Origin of the sequence: Pseudomonas lyxosi (assembly GCF_047758685.1) — a bacterium.
In the GTDB taxonomy this organism is placed as follows: Bacteria; Pseudomonadota; Gammaproteobacteria; order Pseudomonadales; family Pseudomonadaceae; genus Aquipseudomonas; species Aquipseudomonas lyxosi.
This window is the reverse complement of record NZ_CP180481.1, coordinates 3,040,919-3,061,760: the sequence shown is the minus strand read 5'-3', so window position 1 is coordinate 3,061,760 and position 20,842 is coordinate 3,040,919. Positions and strand designations below refer to the sequence as shown.

Sequence of the window (20,842 nt, the reverse complement as noted above, 5' to 3'; positions counted from 1 at the left end):
CCTTCGGGTGACCTGATTTTTCGTAACATGAACATAGCAAGCGTCGTGCCAATTGAAAAAAGCCCGTAAACCGGGGCTTTGCGGGCAGTGGCAATGTGGCAATGCCAGAAAAGCGGCAACCGATTTCCGCCGCCTGCCGCTTTTCTGCCGCTTTCCAACGACCCAGAGAACAACACCGGACCCTGTGGGAGCGAGCTTGCTCGCTCCCACAGGGGATGGGCGGTGAGTTTGAGGAATGAGCAGGCAAAAAAAACGGGAGCCCCTGAGGACTCCCGTTTTTTTGATGACGCCAACGAATCACTTCGCCTGGTAAATGATCCCCGGGCTGCACTGGACCATCTGGTAATGATCCGGCAAACCGTTCAGCGCCTCGGAAGCACCGAGGAACAGATAACCGCCTGGCTTCAACGTGCTGTGAATGCGCAACAGGATGTCCTTCTTCACCTCGGCGGAGAAGTAGATCAGCACGTTGCGGCAGAATACGATGTCGAACTTGCCCAGCGCCGCGTAACTGTCCAGCAGGTTGAACGAGCGAAACTCCACCCGGCTCTTGATCGGTGCCTTGATTGCCCAGCGCCCCGGCCCTTTCGGGTCGAAGTAACGTTGAAGGCGCTCGGGCGACAGACCACGGCCGATGGCCAGGCTGTCGTACTCGCCGGTCTTGCAGTTGGTCAGCATGGTGCCGGACAGGTCGGTGGCAACGATCTGCACGCCCATCTTCAACTGGCCCATGTTCACGCGCTCGAACTCATCGATCGACATCGACAGCGAATACGGTTCCTGACCCGACGAACAGGCCGCCGACCAGATCCGCAGACGCTGGCCAGGGGCGGCCTTGATCGCTGCCGGCAGCACCTTGTTCTTCAAGACTTCAAACGGATAGGTGTCACGAAACCACAAGGTTTCGTTGGTGGTCATGGCATCCACCACCATCTCGCGCAAACCGCTGCGCGGCTGGGTCTGGATGCGCTGGACCAGCTCACCCAGGGACTTGATGCCTTGCTGTTCCATCAGTTTGTTGAGACGGCTCGAGACCAGGTACTGCTTGTTTTCACCGAGCAAAATGCCACAGGCTTTTTCCAGGAAGACCCGGAACTGTTCGAAATCCAAATTACCCGTAGACAAAGATGCCGCCTCTTAAATCGTATTAACCGTTAGGGGCAAAAGGCCCCTAGCTGATGTCTGCTGCTTTGATCCGGTTGACTACCCGGGATGCCAGGTCATCAGGACGGAATTTGGCAAGGAAGTCATCGGCACCGACCTTCTTGACCATCGCCTGATTGAATACACCCGACAACGAAGTATGCAGGATGATGTGAAGCTTTTGCATGCGAGGGTCGTTGCGGATCTCGGCCGTGAGGGTGTACCCGTCCATCTCCGGCATCTCGATGTCGGAAATCATCATCAGGAACTCTTCTTCCGGCTTCTTGCCCTCGTCGACCAGCTTGCGCAGGTAATCCAGCGCTTGCCGACCGTCGTTCAACGCCACCACTTCGACACCGACCGTCTGCAGGCAACGGGTCACCTGCTTGCGCGCCACCGACGAGTCATCGACCGTCAGTACTCGCAAAGAGAGCGCCTTGTGCTGGGTTTCGACATCCACCACGCCAACGGAAATCGCTTCCGGTGTCGGCGCGACTTCTGCCAGCACTTTCTCGACGTCGATGATTTCGACTAACTGATTGTCGACCCGAGTCACAGCCGTCAGGTAATGATCGCGTCCCGTGCCCTTGGGTGGCGGATGAATCTCCTCCCAGTTCATGTTGACGATGCGTTCCACCGACCGCACCAGGAAACCCTGGGTCTTGGTGTTGTACTCCGTGATGATCACGAAGGGATTGCTTTGATCTTTCAGCTCACCGGAACCGGTCGCCATGGCCAGATCAAGAATCGGAATGGTCGCCCCCCGAATATTTGCCACACCGCACACGACAGGACTGGATTTTGGCATCAGCGTCAGTTTGGGGCATTGCAGCACCTCCCGAACCTTGAACACGTTGATCCCATACAGCTGCTGGCCGTCGAGACGGAACAACAACAGCTCAAGGCGATTCTGCCCTACCAGTTGCGTGCGCTGGTTTACCGCATCCATTACACCAGCCATGCACAGACTCCTACACCAACGCTTAAGTGTGTTGCGACGCGCATTCATCACTAAACGGCACGGCGCTTGCTTTTTAACTCTTATGAACACAGAACCGACATTTTTCCGACGCCTGACATCAAACGCCCGCAAATTGCTTTGCGCGGTGTCGGCCGTCTGCCTGTTCAACGCTGGCAGCCCTGCCCTTGCTGACGCGGTTACCTTGCCTGACATGCTTATCGGCGTCACTCAGGGCTTTCTTGAATTCACCGTAGAAGACTATCTGGCCACCAGTCAAACGGAAGGCCGCTACGAGATCGAGGTCAAGCAGCTCGATCCGCGGCTGCGCATGCCCATGTGCGACAAGGAATTGACAGCGTCCCTGGAGAGCCCGGCGACGCCGCTGGGGCGGGTTACGGTCAAGGTGCGCTGCGAGGGCGCCTCGCCCTGGACGGTCTTCGTACCCGCTCAAGTGCGCCTGTTTCGCGACATTGTGACCACCACCCGCCCGCTGCGACGCGCCGGTATCGTCGAGCCCCAGGATGTGACCCTGCGCGAGCGTGACATCAGCCTGATCAGCCAGGGTTACCTGACTTCCGTCGACCAGGCGATCGGGCAGAAACTTACCCGACCAATGGTCGCCGACCAGGTCATGACCCTGGTGCACATGGAACAGGCAGAAGTCATCAGCAAAGGCGACCAAGTGGTGATTACCGCCCGCAGTGGAACGCTCAGCGTGCGCATGCCGGGTGAAGCGCTGTCCAACGGCGGCTTGCGCGAACAGATTCGGGTGAAAAACCTCAACTCCCAGCGGGTCATCAAGGCGCAAGTCATCGCGCCCGGTCAGGTTGAAGTGGCCATGTAGAACTCTCTGTTTGTGAAGAAGTGGCGCGCCACTCGACTGTTCCCTAGACTGTGCCCTATGCAGGGCAAGCGCTGACGCGCGCAAGCTCATTGATAATTGGGCCTAAAGTTTTTCCGGGTATGGCCGAAAACATGGCAAGCGTCCAAATACCCAGAGGTTTTTTGTCATGGTCATCGATTTCAGCCGTTTGAACAGTTCCTCGTCACTTACCGGTAGTACACGTACCAGCACCGCGAAGGAAACCGCCGAAGCCGGCAAACCCGCGCCGCTGAATACCCCGGCCGAACAGGCCAGTACCGTCAAAAGCGGGGAATCGGTACATCTCAGCAATGAGGCTCAACAGTTGCAGAAGGTCACTGACAAGCTGCGCGATCAGCCTGCCGTCGACAACGCCCGCGTGGCCGAGTTGAAAGCAGCGATTGCCGATGGCAGCTACAAAGTCGACAGCAACCGTGTAGCCAGCAAACTGCTCAACTTCGAAGCCCAGCGCTAGGCCAAGGCCTGCGCCAGGCTTTTGGACGCTTAAAACCCAAGGCCAGCCATGCACGACACTAATTTACTGCAACTGATCACCGACGATTTCGCTCCAGCACAGCACTTGCTGGAGTTACTGCAAACCGAGTCCCTCGCCTTGCACGGTCGCGACATGCCACTGCTCGAAGAGATTCTGGCGCAGAAACAGGCATTGATCATTTTGCTCGATCAGCATGGCCGCAAGCGCAGTGAAATCCTCGCCAGCCTCAACCTGCCGACCAATCGCAACGGCCTGGAGCAACTTGCCAGCCATTCGAGCATTGGCGATCAGCTGTTGGAGCAGAGCGATGTATTGACCGATCTCCTGGCTCAGTGCCAGGCGGCCAACGTCAAGAATGGCCAGTCGATCCTGGTACAACAGGCTGCGACGGCCAATCAGCTGAAAATCCTCAACGGCGGCGAGCCGCCAGCGCTCTACGATGCGCGCGGATCAACCTCCATGCTTGCGAAGCCACGCCCGCTCAGTCAGGCTTGAGCCTGCTGAAAAGCGCACACTATCAAGACGCGCAACATACTGGCAATATGCTGGCCAGCCGTAGTCATATTTTGTCTGGAGATTGATGAACCGTGTTCAATGCCTTAAGCGCGGAAGATGCTCCGCAGCCACCCAAGGTGCTCACCACGCCGTTGGAGATCTCCGGCAACCTGCGCCAGCTGCAAGACAGCCATGATCCGCTGATCATCACGTTCCATGAGCGCAGCCAGCGCTTCCAGAGTTATCTGGTGGACCTTGACCGTGACAGCAACATGATTGCCCTGGACGAAATGATTCCCCGCGATGGCGAACGCTTCCTGCTCGCCGGCGAACCGTTCAAGGTCGAAGGCTTTCATGACGGCGTGCGTATTGCCTGGGAAAGCAACGGCCCGTTGACCATCGACGAATCCGGTGGCGGTCGCTGCTACCGTGGCGCCCTGCCCGCCGAGGTGGTTTACCACCAGCGTCGTAATGCATTCCGCGCAGCATTGAAGCTGGCACAACTGGTCAACGTCGATCTGGGCGGTGAAAAGCTCAAGTCGCCGATCAGCGGCAAGCTATTGGACATCTCCGCCACCGGCTGCAAGTTGCGCTTCGAAGGCGACATCACGGGCAGCCTGCAACTGGGCCAGGTCTATGACCGGTTCGTCGCCGCCCTACCCTTTGGCAACATGACGGCACCGGTCGAATTGCGTTACCTGCACTTCGAAGAAAGGATCTCCATCACCTTCGCCGGCGTACGCTTTCACAACATGAGCGGGCTGGTGCAGCGGCAGGTCGAGCGGTTCGTCTATCAGCTTCAGCGCGAAGCGCGACGCTTCGACAAAGACGACATGTAATACAACGCTTCAATAGAAAACGGGCAGTCCCTTGCGGTGACTGCCCGTTTTTTTATGCGTTGTTTTTATGCGTCGGATTTAAGGTCTGGCCTCGGTAAAACTTTGTTCGCGACCCACGTCAGGGTCTTTGGGCGGCGGATCGGTTTCGGGCTCTGGTTCGGGTTCCGGGTCCGGCTCAGGGTTGATCGGGTTCTGCATCTGATCCTGAACCACCTGCTCATCGACCCGCGGGTCAAGGCAAGCCACCAACGGCGAACTCGACATACTGTCCGGCATGGCGACGTGATGCAGCGGTGCATCGTCGACCTGATGCAGGTTGGTCACCGCTTTCGGGCGGATCCGCCACACCAGCACCAACGCGAAGAAACTGAAGAAGGCATAGAGCATGTGGCTGCCGAACAGCTTCATCAGCACCCCGGCCACCAGCGGTCCGATACTGGCGCCGACACCGTAGGTCACCAACAGCATCGCTGTCAGGGACACCCGGCGATCACCCTCGACGTGGTCGTTGGAGAATGCCACCGCCAGCGGATACAGGCAGAACATCACCAGCGAACAGCAGAACCCGGTGATAAACAAAATCTCCAGCGGTACCTGCTGCATGATTGCCAGCGGCAACGCGGTAAGCGCCAGAACCAGCGCAAAACAACGGATCAACAGCGCCCGGTCATAACGGTCGGACAGCCAGCCCAACGGCCATTGCACCAGCAAGCCCGCAAAAATGCAGCTACCCATGAACAGACCGACCTGCTCCGTGGACAACCCCTGCTGTGAGGCATACAGCGGTGCCAGACCGTAGAACGAACCAATGATCAGCCCCGCCCCCAGCACCGTGCTCAACGACTGCGGCACGCGCTTGATGAAGAACCGCGGCTCCATCGGTGCCGGGTGCAACGGTGCCGGGTGAATCCGCCGGGTCAGGGCCACCGGCACCAGGCACAGCGCGAAGCACAAGGCGACCAGCATCAGCAGCTCAAGACCCAGGCCCGGGTGCATGACCAGAATCAACTGCCCCAGCACCAGCCCCAGGTACGAGGCGATCATGTAGCCGCTGAACACCGTTCCGCGCTGCGAGGCTTCGGCCTGCTCATTGAGCCAGCTTTCGATGACCATGTATTGGCACATCATGCCGAGGCCGACGATGACCCGCAGGAAGATCCAGGCAGGCAACCAGTCCACCAGGCCATGGCCCAGCACCGCCGCACCGACAATCCCGGCGCAGGCCGAATAGGCGCGAATATGCCCGACCCGGGCAATCAGCCGGTGGCCGATCTTGCCTCCCAGCACCAGGCCGCAATAGTTGGCTGCCATCAACGCACCGACCCACAGGCTGTCGACGTGATCGGCAGCCAGGCGCAAGGCCAGGTAAGTACTCAGCAGGCCAGAGCCGATCAACATCATCAGCGAGGCAAAATAAAGCGCTCGAAAGGGTTTCCAGATTTGGCGCATCGGCGTTCCGAGCGGCTCCTTGCAGTGAGAATCGGGCTACCCGAAAAGATAGCCCGAAGACGATGGATCGTCAGGCCTGGGCTGCCAGGACACGGCGCTCCCAGGGAGTAATTTCATCAAAGAAGCTGGTCAATTCCATGGTCTTCGAGGCGATGTAGCCTTCGATGAACTCCTTGCCAAACAGTTCCTTCGCCAATTGGCTACGTTTCAGACGCTCAAGAGCAGCATGCAAGGTACACGGCAACGAAAGATTGTCCGGCACTTCGAATTCACCCTGGATCGGTTCGCTCGGCTCCAGTTTGTGTTCAATGCCATACAACCCTGCGGCAAGGCTGGCCGCGATCGCCAGGTAAGGATTTGCATCAGCCCCCGGCAAGCGGTTCTCGACCCGACGAGCGGCGGGCGAACTCGCAGGAATACGCAAACCTGCCGCACGGTTGTCGTGGGACCAGCAGGCATTATTCGGCGACGCATACGGATGGCACAAGCGCTGATACGAGTTCACGTTCGGTGCGAATAACGCAGTGAAATCCGCCATGCCGGCCTGCTGACCCGCGATGAAATGACGGAAGGTCGCGGTCGGCTCACCGGCCTTGTCGCTGAACACGTTACGCCCGCTGCCGATCTCGATGATGCTCTGGTGAATATGCATCGAACTGCCCGGCGTGTGCGCCAGCGGCTTGGCCATGCAAACCACGGTCAGGCCATGCTTGAGCGCGACTTCTTTAAGTAAATGTTTGAACAGGAGTGTCTGGTCGGCCAGCAGCAGCGGATCGCCGTGCAGCAAGTTGATCTCAAACTGGCTGACGCCCATCTCGTGCATGAAGGTATCGCGCGGCAAGCCCAGGGCCGCCATGCATGCATAGACTTCACTGAAGAACGGCCGCAAACCATTATTGGAACTGACACTGAACGCCGAATGACCGTCCTCGCGACGACCGTCCAGGCCCAGCGGCGGCTGGAACGGTTGAGTCGGGTCGGTATTGGGTGCGAAGACAAAAAATTCCAGCTCGGTCGCCACCACCGGCGCCAGGCCGAGGGCCGCGTAACGCGCGATCACGGCTTTGAGTTGACCGCGGGTCGACAGAGACGAGCTTTCGCCGGTCAGCTCGTGCGCATCGCAAATGGCCAAGGCTCGCGGCTGCTGGCTCCACGGCAAGCGATGGATCTGTGCAGGGTCGGGCACCAGCGCCAAGTCGCCATCATCGCTGCCGTAAAAGCGCGCAGGCGGATATCCGCCCATGATGCATTGCAGCAGCACCCCCCGCGCCATCTGCAAACGCCGCCCCTCGAGAAAGCCTTCGGCGGTCATTACCTTGCCACGGGGTACGCCATTCAAATCCGGCGTGACACATTCAATCTCATCAATGCCCGTCAATCGCTCCGCGAGTGAACTATGGCCATCGGTTGTCATGACGCAATCCTTTGTTGTTGTACGAGCCGCGAACGGCGACCCGTACAAAATAGGCTTCGCCTGTTCGGAATATCAAGCAGCGGCCAACAAAAAGAACCGGTCAGGGCAGATAGAGACTGAACACGCCGCCGCCCAGGGGGCCGCCATTTCTGATTTCGGTGCGTCCGCCCACGCCATTGCGTTGATGAAGGGCGGCAATCCGCCCGGCAAAGTACAGGCCCAGGCCAGTGCTTCCGCTGCTGTGGTTGATGCCCTGCACGTATTCGGCCTGACGCTCGATCATCTCGGGTGGATAACCCTCGCCATCGTCGTTGACGGTCAGCACCAGTTGCCCGGCTTCATCGCTGACGCTGATCAACACCGCGTGGCGAGCGTAACGAATGGCGTTGTTGATGCTGTTGCCCAGCACCGAAGCAATCAGCTCGCGGTCGAAGAAACCCAGAGGGCTCAACGGGTCCACTTCATAGGTCGCCATGATGCCGCGACTGGCGAACACGTCCTGGTGGCAGGCCAATTGCGCTTCGATGAAGTCATCCAGTTCATGGTAGGCCGGTTGCAACGGCATCTGGTTGACGCCGAGTTTGTACAGCCCCAGCAACTGCACCAGCATGCCATTGAGATGTGCGAACTCGAAGTCGATGACGCCCTGCTCCGGGGTGTGCTGCTGCGGATCCGGCAAGCGCGCCAGCCATTGGCTGTGAGCCTGCATCAGCATCGCCAGGGAGTTCTTCATGTCGTGCACGGTGGAGGCAATCACCGTGGAAAAATCGAGTGCCTGTTCGCTGTTGTTCATTCGCCAAACGCCTTGCTTCGCAACTTCTGATAACGGGGAAAACGCGCATCGGTGTCAGGCATCAGGCCGACCATTTTCAGGCACGTCCGACATTCCTCCAGCTCCGCCGAAGGGACACTGGTGTCGGTGCCGTGCAGCAGCGACTGCGCCATGTTCAGCGCGATACTGATGTTCTTGGGTTGCAGCGCCAGAGCCTTGCGGAATACCTGCCGCGCCTCCACCAGGTTGCCGGTCTTGTAGACCCGCACGCCCTGACGGTTGAGGTCCGCAGCGGCGTTGCCGGAGTTGAGAATGGTCGGATCGTCGGTCAACTTGGCGATGCCCTTCATCACCGTCGGGTCGTCGCCGTAGATTTCCGCGCAGTTTTTCAACATCGATGCACCGGCGCTGGCCTGCCCGAGCATCTGCAGTTGCTTGGCCACCAGCAGTGCCGCTTCGGCGCTCATGAACTGTTCCATGCCATCGAGGCGCATCATCGCCTGCTCGGTGAGCTTCTCGGCAGTTTCGGCATCGTTGAGCAACAGGCTGGTGGCTTTCATCAATCGCGCACGAATCTGCAGACCCGGGTCGGAAGGGTTTTCCTTGGCCACCGCACTCAGCGTCGTATTGATTTCCAGTCGAGTCCGGGTATCCAGGCCTTTTTCGCTGCCTTTACTGATCAAGGCGTGGGCCAGGCCAAGGTTGCTCTCCGCATCCTTGAAACGTGACTGCGCGCCCTGCGCCACGGCCTGACGATAGGCTTTGGAGGCGGTGTCGAAATCTTCGTTGGCCATCGCCAACTTGCCCAGCTGCGCTTGCCGGCGCACCGCCAGCGGCGACAAGCGGATCGCCTCTTCCAGCACACTCTGGGCCGCCTTGGTGTCGCCTTCAGCGACCAGCACATCGGCCATGCCGTCGTAGAGCGCCGGCATCATCGGGAACACTTTCAGGGCTTTTTCGTAGACGCCTTTGGCCTGACCGACCTGGCCACGTTTGAACAGCAATTTGCCCAGACCGGCAAACGCCCACGGCAAAGGCCGATCAGCAATGATGCTGTCGTACAGACGCTCCAGCGCCTCGTTCTGATTCAGGTCGCGCAAGGCATCGGCGCGGTAGCGCAGGCACAACGGCGAGTAGCGGATGTCTTGCTTGCACAGGGCGATGCAGGCATTGAGCACTTCAACCGGTTTGCCCCGGTCAAGGGCCTGCAGAATCGGCTTGAGCAAGGTCTTGCGTTGCTCCAGCCGCTCCAGGCGTTGAGCCAGGCCGGAACGGTTGAACGGTTTGGTCAGGTACGCATCGGGTTCGTGTTCCAACGCACTGAGCACCATCGCCTGACTGGTCTCGGCGGTGACCATGACGAACACGGCCTCATGGCTGATCAGCTTCTCGATCATCAGGTCTTCAAGCACCTGCTGACCGTTCTTCTTGCCATCGCCCAGGTGAAAGTCCTGCAGGATGAAATCGTAGGCCTTCTGCGAACACATACGCAGCGCCTGTTCACCGGTGTCGGCGGTGTCGACATCCTTGACGCCCAGCTCGCGCAGCATGGACCTGACGGAACTGCGGAAATCCGAGAAATCATCGACGATCAAAAAACGCTTTTGGTGATACGACAGCATCGAAGATTTCCAGGCAATTTAAGAAGAAGACCATGACTGTTCGGGTTATCGGCCAGTAGTGGCGTTCCCTTGAGAAGTCATGCCGTTTAGTACGAGCTAAATATTTGAAGGTGTTATCAAAAAACAGGATTATCCTGACTTGTTAGAGCGCACCAACACCCCACTTGAATTCGAGGCGTTTCCCCTCGCCAAAGGCAACGGTATGACCACCACTCCCAAGCACTCGGCCCCTGCTCCTGAGCGAAAGGCCCTGCGCCCCAGCACCCTGGACTTTCCGGTGGTGGGCATTGGTGCGTCGGCGGGCGGGTTGCAAGCGATCAAACTGTTCTTTGAAAACATGCCTCAAGACAATGGCATGGCGTTCGTGATCATTCTCCATCTGTCACCCGATCACCAGAGCATCGCTGACAAGATCATCCAGGAATCGACCAAGATGCCGGTTCTGCAGGTGACCGAAACGGTGGCCATCGAGAAAAACCGGGTGTACGTCATTTCACCGGCGCAACGGCTGGCAATGAACGATGGCTTTCTGGAGGTCAGCGCCACAGACCCGCGCGAAGGTCGCCACGCGTCCATCGATCTGTTCTTCCGCGACCTGGCCGATGTGCACCGCGAGCGCGCCTTTTGCCTGGTGTTGTCGGGCACCGGTTCGGACGGCGCGGTTGGCTTGTCACGGATCAAGGAACAAGGTGGCATCACACTGGCCCAGGCACCGGAAGACGCCGAATTCGATGGCATGCCTTGCGCCGCCATCGAAACCCGCATGGTTGACCTGGTGCTGCCCGTGGTGGAAATGCCGCAAAAGCTTCTGGAGCTTTGGCGCAATTCCAGGGAAATCTGTTTGCCCACCGCCAACGATCCGGAACTGCAAACCATTGCTGCGGTGTCCGAGCGTGACGCGGCGCTTGCCGAACAAGTGCTGCGCGACGTCCTGATTCAGTTGCGCACCGGTACCGGCCATGACTTCAAGCACTACAAACGCGCCACCGTGTTGCGCCGGATCGAACGCCGCATGCAGGTCACCGGCCAGCCGGACCTGAGCGCCTATTACCAGTATCTGCAAGCCAACCCCGAAGAAACCAAGGCGCTGCTGGGCGACATGCTGATCGGCGTGACCAACTTCTTCCGTGACAGAGAGGCTTTCGAAGCCCTCGAACGGGATGTCGTGCCGCAATTGGTCAGCGCTGTCGTGTCCGCGCAACCCGAGAAAGAAGAAATCCGGGTCTGGTCCGCGGGCTGCTCCACGGGTGAAGAAGCCTACAGTCTGGCAATGCTGCTCAATGATCAATTGCAACTGGATGCCAGCGCGGCGTCGATGCAGCTGTTCGCCACCGACATCGACGAACGCGCCATCAGCGTCGGCCGAGCCGGTCTGTATCCACAAGCGATCATCACCGATGTGCCACCCTCGCGGCTGCGCCACTACTTCATCAAGGAAGACGATCATTATCGGATCCGCAAGGAAATCCGCGAAAAGGTCTTGTTCGCCAAACACAGCCTGTTGTCCGACCCGCCCTTCTCGCAGATCGATCTGATTGTTTGCCGCAACCTGCTGATCTATCTGGATCGCGAAGTGCAACGCGAAATTCTCCAGATGTTCCACTTTGCCCTGCGTCCCGGCGGCTTCTTGTTCCTCGGCTCTTCCGAGAGCGCGGACGCGTGCCACGAACTGTTCGCCCCGGCGGATAAACGCAACCGGATCTTTCGCGCCAAAACCGGCACGGCCAACAGTCGGCGCACACCGACCATGCCGCGTGGGGGTTATGTGCGGACCAACATTTCCCAACAGGCCCCGCAAAGCAGCGCGCCGCGCAAACTGTCATTTGGCGATATCCATCAACGCGCCCTCGAACAGTCCGCACCACCGAGCGTGATCGTCGATGCCAACGCCGACATCCTGCACATGAGCGAGAGTGCCGGGCGTTTCTTGCGCCATGTCGGCGGTGAATTGTCGCGTAACTTGCTGACGCTGATTCTTCCGGAACTGCGCCTGGAAATCCGCACCACGCTGTTCCAGGTCCAGCAGAGCGACCTGCCGGTCAAGTCCCGCGAAGTGCCGATCAAGCGTGATGAGCGCAGTTACCTGATTGATCTGGTCGCGCATCCCTACAAGGATGAAGAATCGGACGGCGAATACATCCTGGTGATTTTCGAGGAAGTGGAGGTCGACCCTTCCGAGCGAGCGGCCACCACCACGCTACAGACCGAAAGCCAGGTGCTGTCCAACCTTGAGCGCGAACTGCAACGCACCAAGCTGCACTTGCAGGACACCATCGAACAATCGGAAGTCTCCAGCGAAGAGCTCAAGGCTTCCAACGAAGAAATGCAGGCGATCAACGAAGAACTGCGCTCGGCCACCGAAGAACTGGAGACCAGCAAGGAAGAGCTGCAGTCGATCAACGAAGAGCTGCTGACGGTCAACTACGAGCTGAAAACCAAAGTCGAAGAAACCGACAAGATCAACGACTACCTGACCAACCTGATTGCCTCCACCGACATCGCCACGGTGTTTGTCGACCGCAGCATGCGTATCAAGTGGTTCACCCCGCGCGCCACTGACATCTTCAGCATGTTGCCGGTCGATACCGGGCGCTCCTTGCTCGACATTACCCATCGCCTGCATTATGAGGATCTGGTGGGAGACGCAGCTCAGGTGTTCGAATCGCTGAACATGATCGAACGCGAAGTCAGCAGCACCGACAACCGCTGGTACATCGCCCGCCTGCTGCCCTATCGCTCCAATGAAGACCACATCGACGGCACCGTGCTGACGTTCATCGACATCACCAAACGTCGAGCCGCTGAAGAAGAGCTGCGACTGGGCGAAGAACGCATGCGCCTGGTCGCTGAAAGCACTCGCGACTACGCCATCATCACCCTCGATGAGCAGGGCGTGATCACCACCTGGAACAAAGGTGCCGAGTTGATTTTCGGCTACAGCAAGGCCGAAGCCGAGGGCGCCTATTACGACTTCATTTTCTCGCCTGAAGATCGTGCATCCGGCGTACCTGAAAACGAACTGTTGTCAGTGCGCACCCATGGCCGCAGCGAAGATGAGCGCTGGCATCTGCGCAAGGACGGCAGCCGCTTCTTTTGCAGCGGCGAGGTGACCTTGCTCAGCGGCGACAATCTCAGAGGCTACGTCAAGATCGCGCGCGACCTGACCGGCCATAAACGCCAGCATGAAGAGCAGAGCCAACAACTGGCGGAAACGCGCAACACCAATTACCTCAAGGATGAGTTCTTCGCGGTCATGTCCCACGAACTCAAGCATCCGTTGAACCTGATTCAACTCAATGCAGAACTGCTGCGTCGCTTGCCGGTGACCAAATCGGTGGCGCCGGCCGCCAAGGCCGTCAACACCATCTGCGACGCCGTCAACAGCCAGGCACGGATCATCGATGATCTGCTGGATGTCGCTCGGGTCCGTACTGGCAAACTCAAACTGAAACCAATCGCCGTGGATCTGGCCGGTGTGTTGCGCGATATTCACGCCGTCGTGCTCAACGACCGACACGACGCCACCGTCGAGCTGCACGTGCCTTCAGGCGCCTTGATGGTCCACGCCGACCCGACACGCCTGGAACAAATCATCTGGAACCTGGTGAATAACGCGCTGAAATTCACGCCCTCCAATGGCCGCGTGCAATTGATCGCCAGCCAGGTTGGAAACATGGTGCGACTGGACGTCAAAGACAACGGTGTCGGCATCGCGACCGAGAACCTCGATCACGTGTTCGATCTGTTCGGTCAGGCTGAAAAGCAGCACACCACCCACAACCGTGAAGGGCTGGGGATCGGCTTGTCACTGGTCCGCCAGTTGACCGAGGCCCAACGGGGAACGGTTGAGGTGAACTCTGCCGGGGTGGGAGCAGGTTGTACCTTCACGATTTATCTGCCAATGGCCCAGACCAACGGTGAAGCTCAATCCCTGACCCAGGTCGAAGAAGCCTCTGGCCGGCTGAGCGGTTTGACAATCCTGCTGGTCGACGACTCCGCCGACGTGCTGGAAACCTTGAAGATGCTGCTTGAAATGGAAGACGCACAAGTGATTGCGTTCGACCGTCCGGCGGCGGCTTTGGACGCCGCAAAAAGCACCCGTTTCGACCTGATCATTTCTGACTTGGGTATGCCGGTCATGAACGGCCACGAGCTGATAAACGCATTGCGTCAGTTGCCGCTCGTCAAAGATGTGCCGGCCATTGCGCTGACCGGGTATGGCGCCCACAGCGACATTCAAAAGTCACAGCAATCGGGCTTTGACCAGCACATTGGAAAACCGGTGTCCTACGATGAGCTGATCGAAACCATTGAGGCTCTGCGACGCTCCTAGACCTGAGACAGAGTCAGCGCAGATAGGCGCGTTGTACGCAGGCTCGTCGATCGATGGCCTGCCTGAGCCGATCTTTGTGATCAGCCCAGACCTTGGGGTCGACTTTGGTTGAGCGCATCAGCGCCAGCATGGCTGCCTTCGCAGCCATGTACTCCGACCAGGCATCGTCGGACCTGAGTTTCAAAGACTCGCGCTCGGTCATTTCCATCCGCCGCAGGGCCAGTTCCGACTCATCGGTAATCACCGGACTCAAAGTCAACTGCACCCGGTGCGGCGCGACGAACTCCTGGGTGTCCGCGACAATCTCCCGCGCCCGCTGAGAACCCCACTTCAACGCCGCGCAGTAATGCTCACCGGCGTGCCGGTCATGAAACTCCTCGCAAACAGCCCAGCCATCGGTGCCGTAGACGCCTATAAATACCTGGGTAACCCCCTCATGACTGACCCGTGCCTGCACCTCGATGTGCAGGCCATTGCTAAGCACCTCTTCATGCGTATGGAGGGGTAACTGCGTGTTGGTCCATAACCAGAATTTTGTGCCTCTACGCCGCATCGACGTCGCTCCATGAGTTGTGTCTGGAGTAAGGCACAGCAATGACAGACTTTCCATGTAGATCGTCGGGAGCCGTCCGGTAATGCTGTGCGAACTTTCCTGCGGGCAAAACAAAACCCCTACCTGCATACGCAGATAGGGGTTTCGGAATTTAATCTTGACGATGACCTACTCTCACATGGGGAAACCCCACACTACCATCGGCGATGCATCGTTTCACTGCTGAGTTCGGGATGGGATCAGGTGGTTCCAATGCTCTATGGTCGTCAAGAAATTCGGTAGCCAGGTCGTGGGCCTTTGCAGGTTCACGCTCCAGCGAATGGGTAGGTGATAGATTTGTGTGTTGCCTTGCGAATTTTCGACTGCTGTCGTCTTCACACACCGCAATCTGGTGCCTCTTCAGGTCAGCAAATTGCTTGGGTGTTATATGGTCAAGCCTCACGGGCAATTAGTATTGGTTAGCTCAACGCCTCACAGCGCTTACACACCCAACCTATCAACGTCGTAGTCTTCGACGGCCCTTCAGGGGACTCAAGGTCCCAGTGAGATCTCATCTTGAGGCTAGTTTCCCGCTTAGATGCTTTCAGCGGTTATCTATTCCGAACATAGCTACCCGGCAATGCCACTGGCGTGACAACCGGAACACCAGAGGTTCGTCCACTCCGGTCCTCTCGTACTAGGAGCAGCCCCTCTCAAATCTCAAACGTCCACGGCAGATAGGGACCGAACTGTCTCACGACGTTCTAAACCCAGCTCGCGTACCACTTTAAATGGCGAACAGCCATACCCTTGGGACCGGCTTCAGCCCCAGGATGTGATGAGCCGACATCGAGGTGCCAAACACCGCCGTCGATATGAACTCTTGGGCGGTATCAGCCTGTTATCCCCGGAGTACCTTTTATCCGTTGAGCGATGGCCCTTCCATACAGAACCACCGGATCACTAAGACCTACTTTCGTACCTGCTCGACGTGTCTGTCTCGCAGTCAAGCGCGCTTTTGCCTTTATACTCTACGACCGATTTCCGACCGGTCTGAGCGCACCTTCGTACTCCTCCGTTACTCTTTAGGAGGAGACCGCCCCAGTCAAACTACCCACCATACACTGTCCTCGATCCGGATAACGGACCTGAGTTAGAACCTCAAAGTTGCCAGGGTGGTATTTCAAGGTTGGCTCCACGCGAACTGGCGTCCACGCTTCAAAGCCTCCCACCTATCCTACACAAGCAAATTCAAAGTCCAGTGCAAAGCTATAGTAAAGGTTCACGGGGTCTTTCCGTCTAGCCGCGGATACACTGCATCTTCACAGCGATTTCAATTTCACTGAGTCTCGGGTGGAGACAGCGCCGCCATCGTTACGCCATTCGTGCAGGTCGGAACTTACCCGACAAGGAATTTCGCTACCTTAGGACCGTTATAGTTACGGCCGCCGTTTACCGGGGCTTCGATCAAGAGCTTCGCGTTAGCTAACCCCATCAATTAACCTTCCGGCACCGGGCAGGCGTCACACCCTATACGTCCACTTTCGTGTTTGCAGAGTGCTGTGTTTTTAATAAACAGTCGCAGCGGCCTGGTATCTTCGACCGGCATGGGCTTACGCAGTAAATGCTTCACCCTCACCGGCGCACCTTCTCCCGAAGTTACGGTGCCATTTTGCCTAGTTCCTTCACCCGAGTTCTCTCAAGCGCCTTGGTATTCTCTACCCAACCACCTGTGTCGGTTTGGGGTACGGTTCCTGGTTACCTGAAGCTTAGAAGCTTTTCTTGGAAGCATGGCATCAACCACTTCGTCACCCAAAGGGTAACTCGTCATCAGCTCTCGGCCTTAGAATCCCGGATTTACCTAAGATTCCAGCCTACCACCTTAAACTTGGACAACCAACGCCAAGCTGGCCTAGCCTTCTCCGTCCCTCCATCGCAATAACCAGAAGTACAGGAATATTAACCTGTTTTCCATCGACTACGCTTTTCAGCCTCGCCTTAGGGACCGACTAACCCTGCGTCGATTAACGTTGCGCAGGAAACCTTGGTCTTTCGGCGTGGGTGTTTTTCACACCCATTGTCGTTACTCATGTCAGCATTCGCACTTCTGATACCTCCAGCAAGCTTCTCAACTCACCTTCACAGGCTTACAGAACGCTCCTCTACCGCATCACCTAAGTGATACCCGTAGCTTCGGTGTATGGTTTGAGCCCCGTTACATCTTCCGCGCAGGCCGACTCGACTAGTGAGCTATTACGCTTTCTTTAAAGGGTGGCTGCTTCTAAGCCAACCTCCTAGCTGTCTAAGCCTTCCCACATCGTTTCCCACTTAACCATAACTTTGGGACCTTAGCTGACGGTCTGGGTTGTTTCCCTTTTCACGACGGACGTTAGCACCCGCCGTGTGTCTCCCATGCTCGGCACTTGTAGGTATTCGGAGTTTGCATCGGTTTGGTAAGTCGGGATGACCCCCTAGCCGAAACAGTGCTCTACCCCCTACAGTGATACATGAGGCGCTACCTAAATAGCTTTCGAGGAGAACCAGCTATCTCCGAGCTTGATTAGCCTTTCACTCCGATCCACAGGTCATCCGCTAACTTTTCAACGGTAGTCGGTTCGGTCCTCCAGTTAGTGTTACCCAACCTTCAACCTGCCCATGGATAGATCGCCCGGTTTCGGGTCTATTCCCAGCGACTAGACGCCCTATTAAGACTCGCTTTCGCTACGCCTCCCCTATTCGGTTAAGCTCGCCACTGAAAATAAGTCGCTGACCCATTATACAAAAGGTACGCAGTCACCCAACAAAGTGGGCTCCCACTGCTTGTACGCATACGGTTTCAGGATCTATTTCACTCCCCTCTCCGGGGTTCTTTTCGCCTTTCCCTCACGGTACTAGTTCACTATCGGTCAGTCAGTAGTATTTAGCCTTGGAGGATGGTCCCCCCATATTCAGACAAAGTTTCTCGTGCTCCGTCCTACTCGATTTCATGACTAAGAGATTTTCGCGTACAGGGCTATCACCCACTATGGCCGTACTTTCCAGAACGTTCCGCTAATCTCAAAGCCACTTAAGGGCTAGTCCCCGTTCGCTCGCCACTACTAAGGGAATCTCGGTTGATTTCTTTTCCTCAGGGTACTTAGATGTTTCAGTTCCCCTGGTTCGCCTCTTAAGCCTATGTATTCAGCTTAAGATAACCATCTTATGATGGCTGGGTTCCCCCATTCAGACATCTCCGGATCAAAGTCTGTTTGCCGACTCCCCGAAGCTTTTCGCAGGCTACCACGTCTTTCATCGCCTCTGACTGCCAAGGCATCCACCGTATGCGCTTCTTCACTTGACCATATAACCCCAAGCAATCTGGTTATACTGTGAAGACGACATTCGCCGAAAATTCGCATGCTTGCTCAATTAAGAGCTACTCACAAATTTTACCTTAGCCTGATCCAACACCAGTGAAAGTGTTGTTCAGTCTATCTTTCTATCACATACCCAAATTTTTAAAGAACGATCTAATCCAAAGACTAGAAATCAATATTCATTTTCGAAATTCATTTCTAAACTCTAACGACACAAGCCACCCTAGAGGCTGGCTTATCGTCTTCTTCAATGAATCAAGCAATTCGTGTGGGAGCTTATGGAGCAGCTGATGTCGTCGATTAAGGAGGTGATCCAGCCGCAGGTTCCCCTACGGCTACCTTGTTACGACTTCACCCCAGTCATGAATCACACCGTGGTAACCGTCCTCCCGAAGGTTAGACTAGCTACTTCTGGTGCAACCCACTCCCATGGTGTGACGGGCGGTGTGTACAAGGCCCGGGAACGTATTCACCGCGACATTCTGATTCGCGATTACTAGCGATTCCGACTTCACGCAGTCGAGTTGCAGACTGCGATCCGGACTACGATCGGTTTTCTGGGATTAGCTCCACCTCGCGGCTTGGCAACCCTCTGTACCGACCATTGTAGCACGTGTGTAGCCCAGGCCGTAAGGGCCATGATGACTTGACGTCATCCCCACCTTCCTCCGGTTTGTCACCGGCAGTCTCCTTAGAGTGCCCACCATGACGTGCTGGTAACTAAGGACAAGGGTTGCGCTCGTTACGGGACTTAACCCAACATCTCACGACACGAGCTGACGACAGCCATGCAGCACCTGTCTCAATGTTCCCGAAGGCACCAATCCATCTCTGGAAAGTTCATTGGATGTCAAGGCCTGGTAAGGTTCTTCGCGTTGCTTCGAATTAAACCACATGCTCCACCGCTTGTGCGGGCCCCCGTCAATTCATTTGAGTTTTAACCTTGCGGCCGTACTCCCCAGGCGGTCAACTTAATGCGTTAGCTGCGCCACTAAGAGCTCAAGGCTCCCAACGGCTAGTTGACATCGTTTACGGCGTGGACTACCAGGGTATCTAATCCTGTTTGCTCCCCACGCTTTCGCACCTCAGTGTCAGTATCAGTCCAGGTGGTCGCCTTCGCCACTGGTGTTCCTTCCTATATCTACGCATTTCACCGCTACACAGGAAATTCCACCACCCTCTACCATACTCTAGCTTGTCAGTTTTGAATGCAGTTCCCAGGTTGAGCCCGGGGATTTCACATCCAACTTAACAAACCACCTACGCGCGCTTTACGCCCAGTAATTCCGATTAACGCTTGCACCCTCTGTATTACCGCGGCTGCTGGCACAGAGTTAGCCGGTGCTTATTCTGTCGGTAACGTCAAGACACCAACGTATTAGGTTAATGCCCTTCCTCCCAACTTAAAGTGCTTTACAATCCGAAGACCTTCTTCACACACGCGGCATGGCTGGATCAGGCTTTCGCCCATTGTCCAATATTCCCCACTGCTGCCTCCCGTAGGAGTCTGGACCGTGTCTCAGTTCCAGTGTGACTGATCATCCTCTCAGACCAGTTACGGATCGTCGCCTTGGTGAGCCATTACCTCACCAACTAGCTAATCCGACCTAGGCTCATCTGATAGCGCAAGGCCCGAAGGTCCCCTGCTTTCTCCCGTAGGACGTATGCGGTATTAGCGTCCGTTTCCGAGCGTTATCCCCCACTACCAGGCAGATTCCTAGGCATTACTCACCCGTCCGCCGCTCGCCACCAGGTACAAGTACCCGTGCTGCCGCTCGACTTGCATGTGTTAGGCCTGCCGCCAGCGTTCAATCTGAGCCATGATCAAACTCTTCAGTTCAAACATCTTTGGGTTTTTAAGAAACCCTAAACTTGGCTCAGCAATCGTTGGTTACATCTTTGATTTCTCGCGGAGTAACTTGTGATGCTGATAATCTTGTTGACTATCAGTCTGACTCCACAAGCACCCACACGAATTGCTTGATTCAGTTGTTAAAGAGCGGTTGGTTAAGAGCTTCGTCTCAACCGAGGTGCGCACTCTACAGCACACATCCTCAAGTAGCAACCTTAAAAGCTTCTGATTTTATTAATAAAATCAATCACTTAGGCCAAGACCAGCTTCAAGCTGCTCGTTAGCGGGAGGCGAATAGTACAGGATTAAAATACGTGGTCAACCCCCGCCTGAAAATTCTTTTCCTTACCAAAGTGCCTAGGTCGAATTCAGCCCTTGGCGAGCGTCAGCTTTGGGTCAACAGCACTGCCCCCCTGGCAGACGCAATTGTGGCCAGAGCGAACCCATCAGCATATCCATACCTTTCCTTAATATGAAGGAACGGTCACGAAAAAGCCCCGCCAGATATTTATCTGAGCGGGGCTTTTTATGCCTGAAGCAATCCGTTTGCGCCCTCCCTGCCCCCATGAGGGTTTATCGGAGGGGCCATGAATTTCTAGAGGCCTTGAATTATATGGTGTCCCAGGGCAGGTTCGAACTGCCAACCTTCCCCTTAGGAGGGGGATGCTCTATCCAATTGAGCTACTGAGACACAGATCGACCACGAAGAAACGCGG

The 20,842-nt window shown here is 56.6% G+C and carries 12 protein-coding genes, 1 tRNA gene and 3 rRNA genes; 5 read left to right on the top strand and 11 right to left on the bottom strand.

The window, feature by feature from the left end:
* Positions 1 to 297: 297 nt before the first annotated feature.
* Together cheR and ACMXYI_RS14055 are read right to left on the bottom strand one after the other, a co-directional pair.
* The gene (gene cheR / locus ACMXYI_RS14060; protein WP_074879171.1) at positions 298 to 1,125 is read right to left on the bottom strand and encodes a protein-glutamate O-methyltransferase CheR; all 828 of its coding nucleotides are present in this window, start codon (positions 1,123 to 1,125) and stop codon (positions 298 to 300) included.
* Between the two features lie 46 nt (positions 1,126 to 1,171).
* Entirely contained in the window at positions 1,172 to 2,104 is a 933-nt protein-coding gene (locus ACMXYI_RS14055) for a chemotaxis protein CheV (protein ID WP_415773645.1), read from the bottom strand.
* Between the two features lie 82 nt (positions 2,105 to 2,186).
* On the opposite strand from ACMXYI_RS14055, the gene flgA reads away from it, so the two are divergent.
* The 4 genes from flgA to ACMXYI_RS14035 all read left to right on the top strand — a co-directional run bounded on the left by flgA (position 2,187) and on the right by ACMXYI_RS14035 (position 4,796).
* Complete coding sequence (flgA, locus tag ACMXYI_RS14050; protein ID WP_415773644.1) at positions 2,187 to 2,948, top strand: flagellar basal body P-ring formation chaperone FlgA; 762 nt, start codon at positions 2,187 to 2,189, stop codon at positions 2,946 to 2,948.
* 166 nt (positions 2,949 to 3,114) lie between these two features.
* Complete coding sequence (flgM, locus tag ACMXYI_RS14045; protein ID WP_008147951.1) at positions 3,115 to 3,441, top strand: flagellar biosynthesis anti-sigma factor FlgM; 327 nt, start codon at positions 3,115 to 3,117, stop codon at positions 3,439 to 3,441.
* Between the two features lie 48 nt (positions 3,442 to 3,489).
* On the top strand, positions 3,490 to 3,957 hold the full coding sequence (locus ACMXYI_RS14040; protein ID WP_123368748.1) for a flagella synthesis protein FlgN: 468 nt from the start codon (positions 3,490 to 3,492) through the stop codon (positions 3,955 to 3,957).
* A 92-nt stretch (positions 3,958 to 4,049) separates the two neighbouring features.
* Complete coding sequence (locus ACMXYI_RS14035) at positions 4,050 to 4,796, top strand: flagellar brake protein (RefSeq protein ID WP_415773643.1); 747 nt, start codon at positions 4,050 to 4,052, stop codon at positions 4,794 to 4,796.
* 78 nt (positions 4,797 to 4,874) lie between these two features.
* Here ACMXYI_RS14035 and ACMXYI_RS14030 read toward each other — a convergent pair whose 3' ends face one another.
* The 4 genes from ACMXYI_RS14030 to ACMXYI_RS14015 all read right to left on the bottom strand — a co-directional run bounded on the left by ACMXYI_RS14030 (position 4,875) and on the right by ACMXYI_RS14015 (position 10,053).
* On the bottom strand, positions 4,875 to 6,245 hold the full coding sequence (locus tag ACMXYI_RS14030) for an MFS transporter (protein WP_415773642.1): 1,371 nt from the start codon (positions 6,243 to 6,245) through the stop codon (positions 4,875 to 4,877).
* A gap of 70 nt (positions 6,246 to 6,315) precedes the next feature.
* Positions 6,316 to 7,557, bottom strand: coding sequence for a glutamine synthetase family protein (locus ACMXYI_RS14025; RefSeq protein WP_415773898.1), 1,242 nt, complete (start codon positions 7,555 to 7,557; stop codon positions 6,316 to 6,318).
* Positions 7,558 to 7,759: 202 nt separating this feature from the next.
* Positions 7,760 to 8,452 carry a sensor histidine kinase gene (locus ACMXYI_RS14020; RefSeq protein ID WP_415773641.1) on the bottom strand — a complete coding sequence of 231 codons (693 nt, stop codon included), beginning with the start codon at positions 8,450 to 8,452 and terminating at the stop codon, positions 7,760 to 7,762.
* Positions 8,449 to 10,053, bottom strand: coding sequence for a response regulator (locus ACMXYI_RS14015; protein ID WP_415773640.1), 1,605 nt, complete (start codon positions 10,051 to 10,053; stop codon positions 8,449 to 8,451). Before ACMXYI_RS14015 ends, ACMXYI_RS14020 begins: the two co-directional genes overlap by 4 nt.
* 202 nt (positions 10,054 to 10,255) lie before the next feature.
* On the opposite strand from ACMXYI_RS14015, the gene ACMXYI_RS14010 reads away from it, so the two are divergent.
* Positions 10,256 to 14,386: a CheR family methyltransferase gene (locus ACMXYI_RS14010; protein WP_415773897.1), complete on the top strand. Its 4,131-nt coding sequence runs from the start codon at positions 10,256 to 10,258 to the stop codon at positions 14,384 to 14,386.
* Between the two features lie 13 nt (positions 14,387 to 14,399).
* On the opposite strand, the gene ACMXYI_RS14005 is transcribed toward ACMXYI_RS14010, so the two are convergent.
* The 5 genes from ACMXYI_RS14005 to ACMXYI_RS13985 all read right to left on the bottom strand — a co-directional run bounded on the left by ACMXYI_RS14005 (position 14,400) and on the right by ACMXYI_RS13985 (position 20,817).
* Positions 14,400 to 14,939, bottom strand: coding sequence for a hypothetical protein (locus ACMXYI_RS14005; protein WP_415773639.1), 540 nt, complete (start codon positions 14,937 to 14,939; stop codon positions 14,400 to 14,402).
* Between the two features lie 155 nt (positions 14,940 to 15,094).
* Positions 15,095 to 15,210, bottom strand: a 5S ribosomal RNA gene (gene rrf / locus ACMXYI_RS14000).
* Between the two features lie 156 nt (positions 15,211 to 15,366).
* Positions 15,367 to 18,258: ribosomal RNA gene (locus ACMXYI_RS13995) — 23S ribosomal RNA — on the bottom strand.
* Positions 18,259 to 18,575: 317 nt separating this feature from the next.
* Positions 18,576 to 20,114 (bottom strand): 16S ribosomal RNA (locus ACMXYI_RS13990).
* Together the 16S, 23S and 5S rRNA genes form the textbook arrangement of a ribosomal RNA operon.
* Before the next feature lie 626 nt (positions 20,115 to 20,740).
* Positions 20,741 to 20,817: transfer RNA gene (locus ACMXYI_RS13985), tRNA-Arg, on the bottom strand.
* Positions 20,818 to 20,842: the final 25 nt, after the last annotated feature.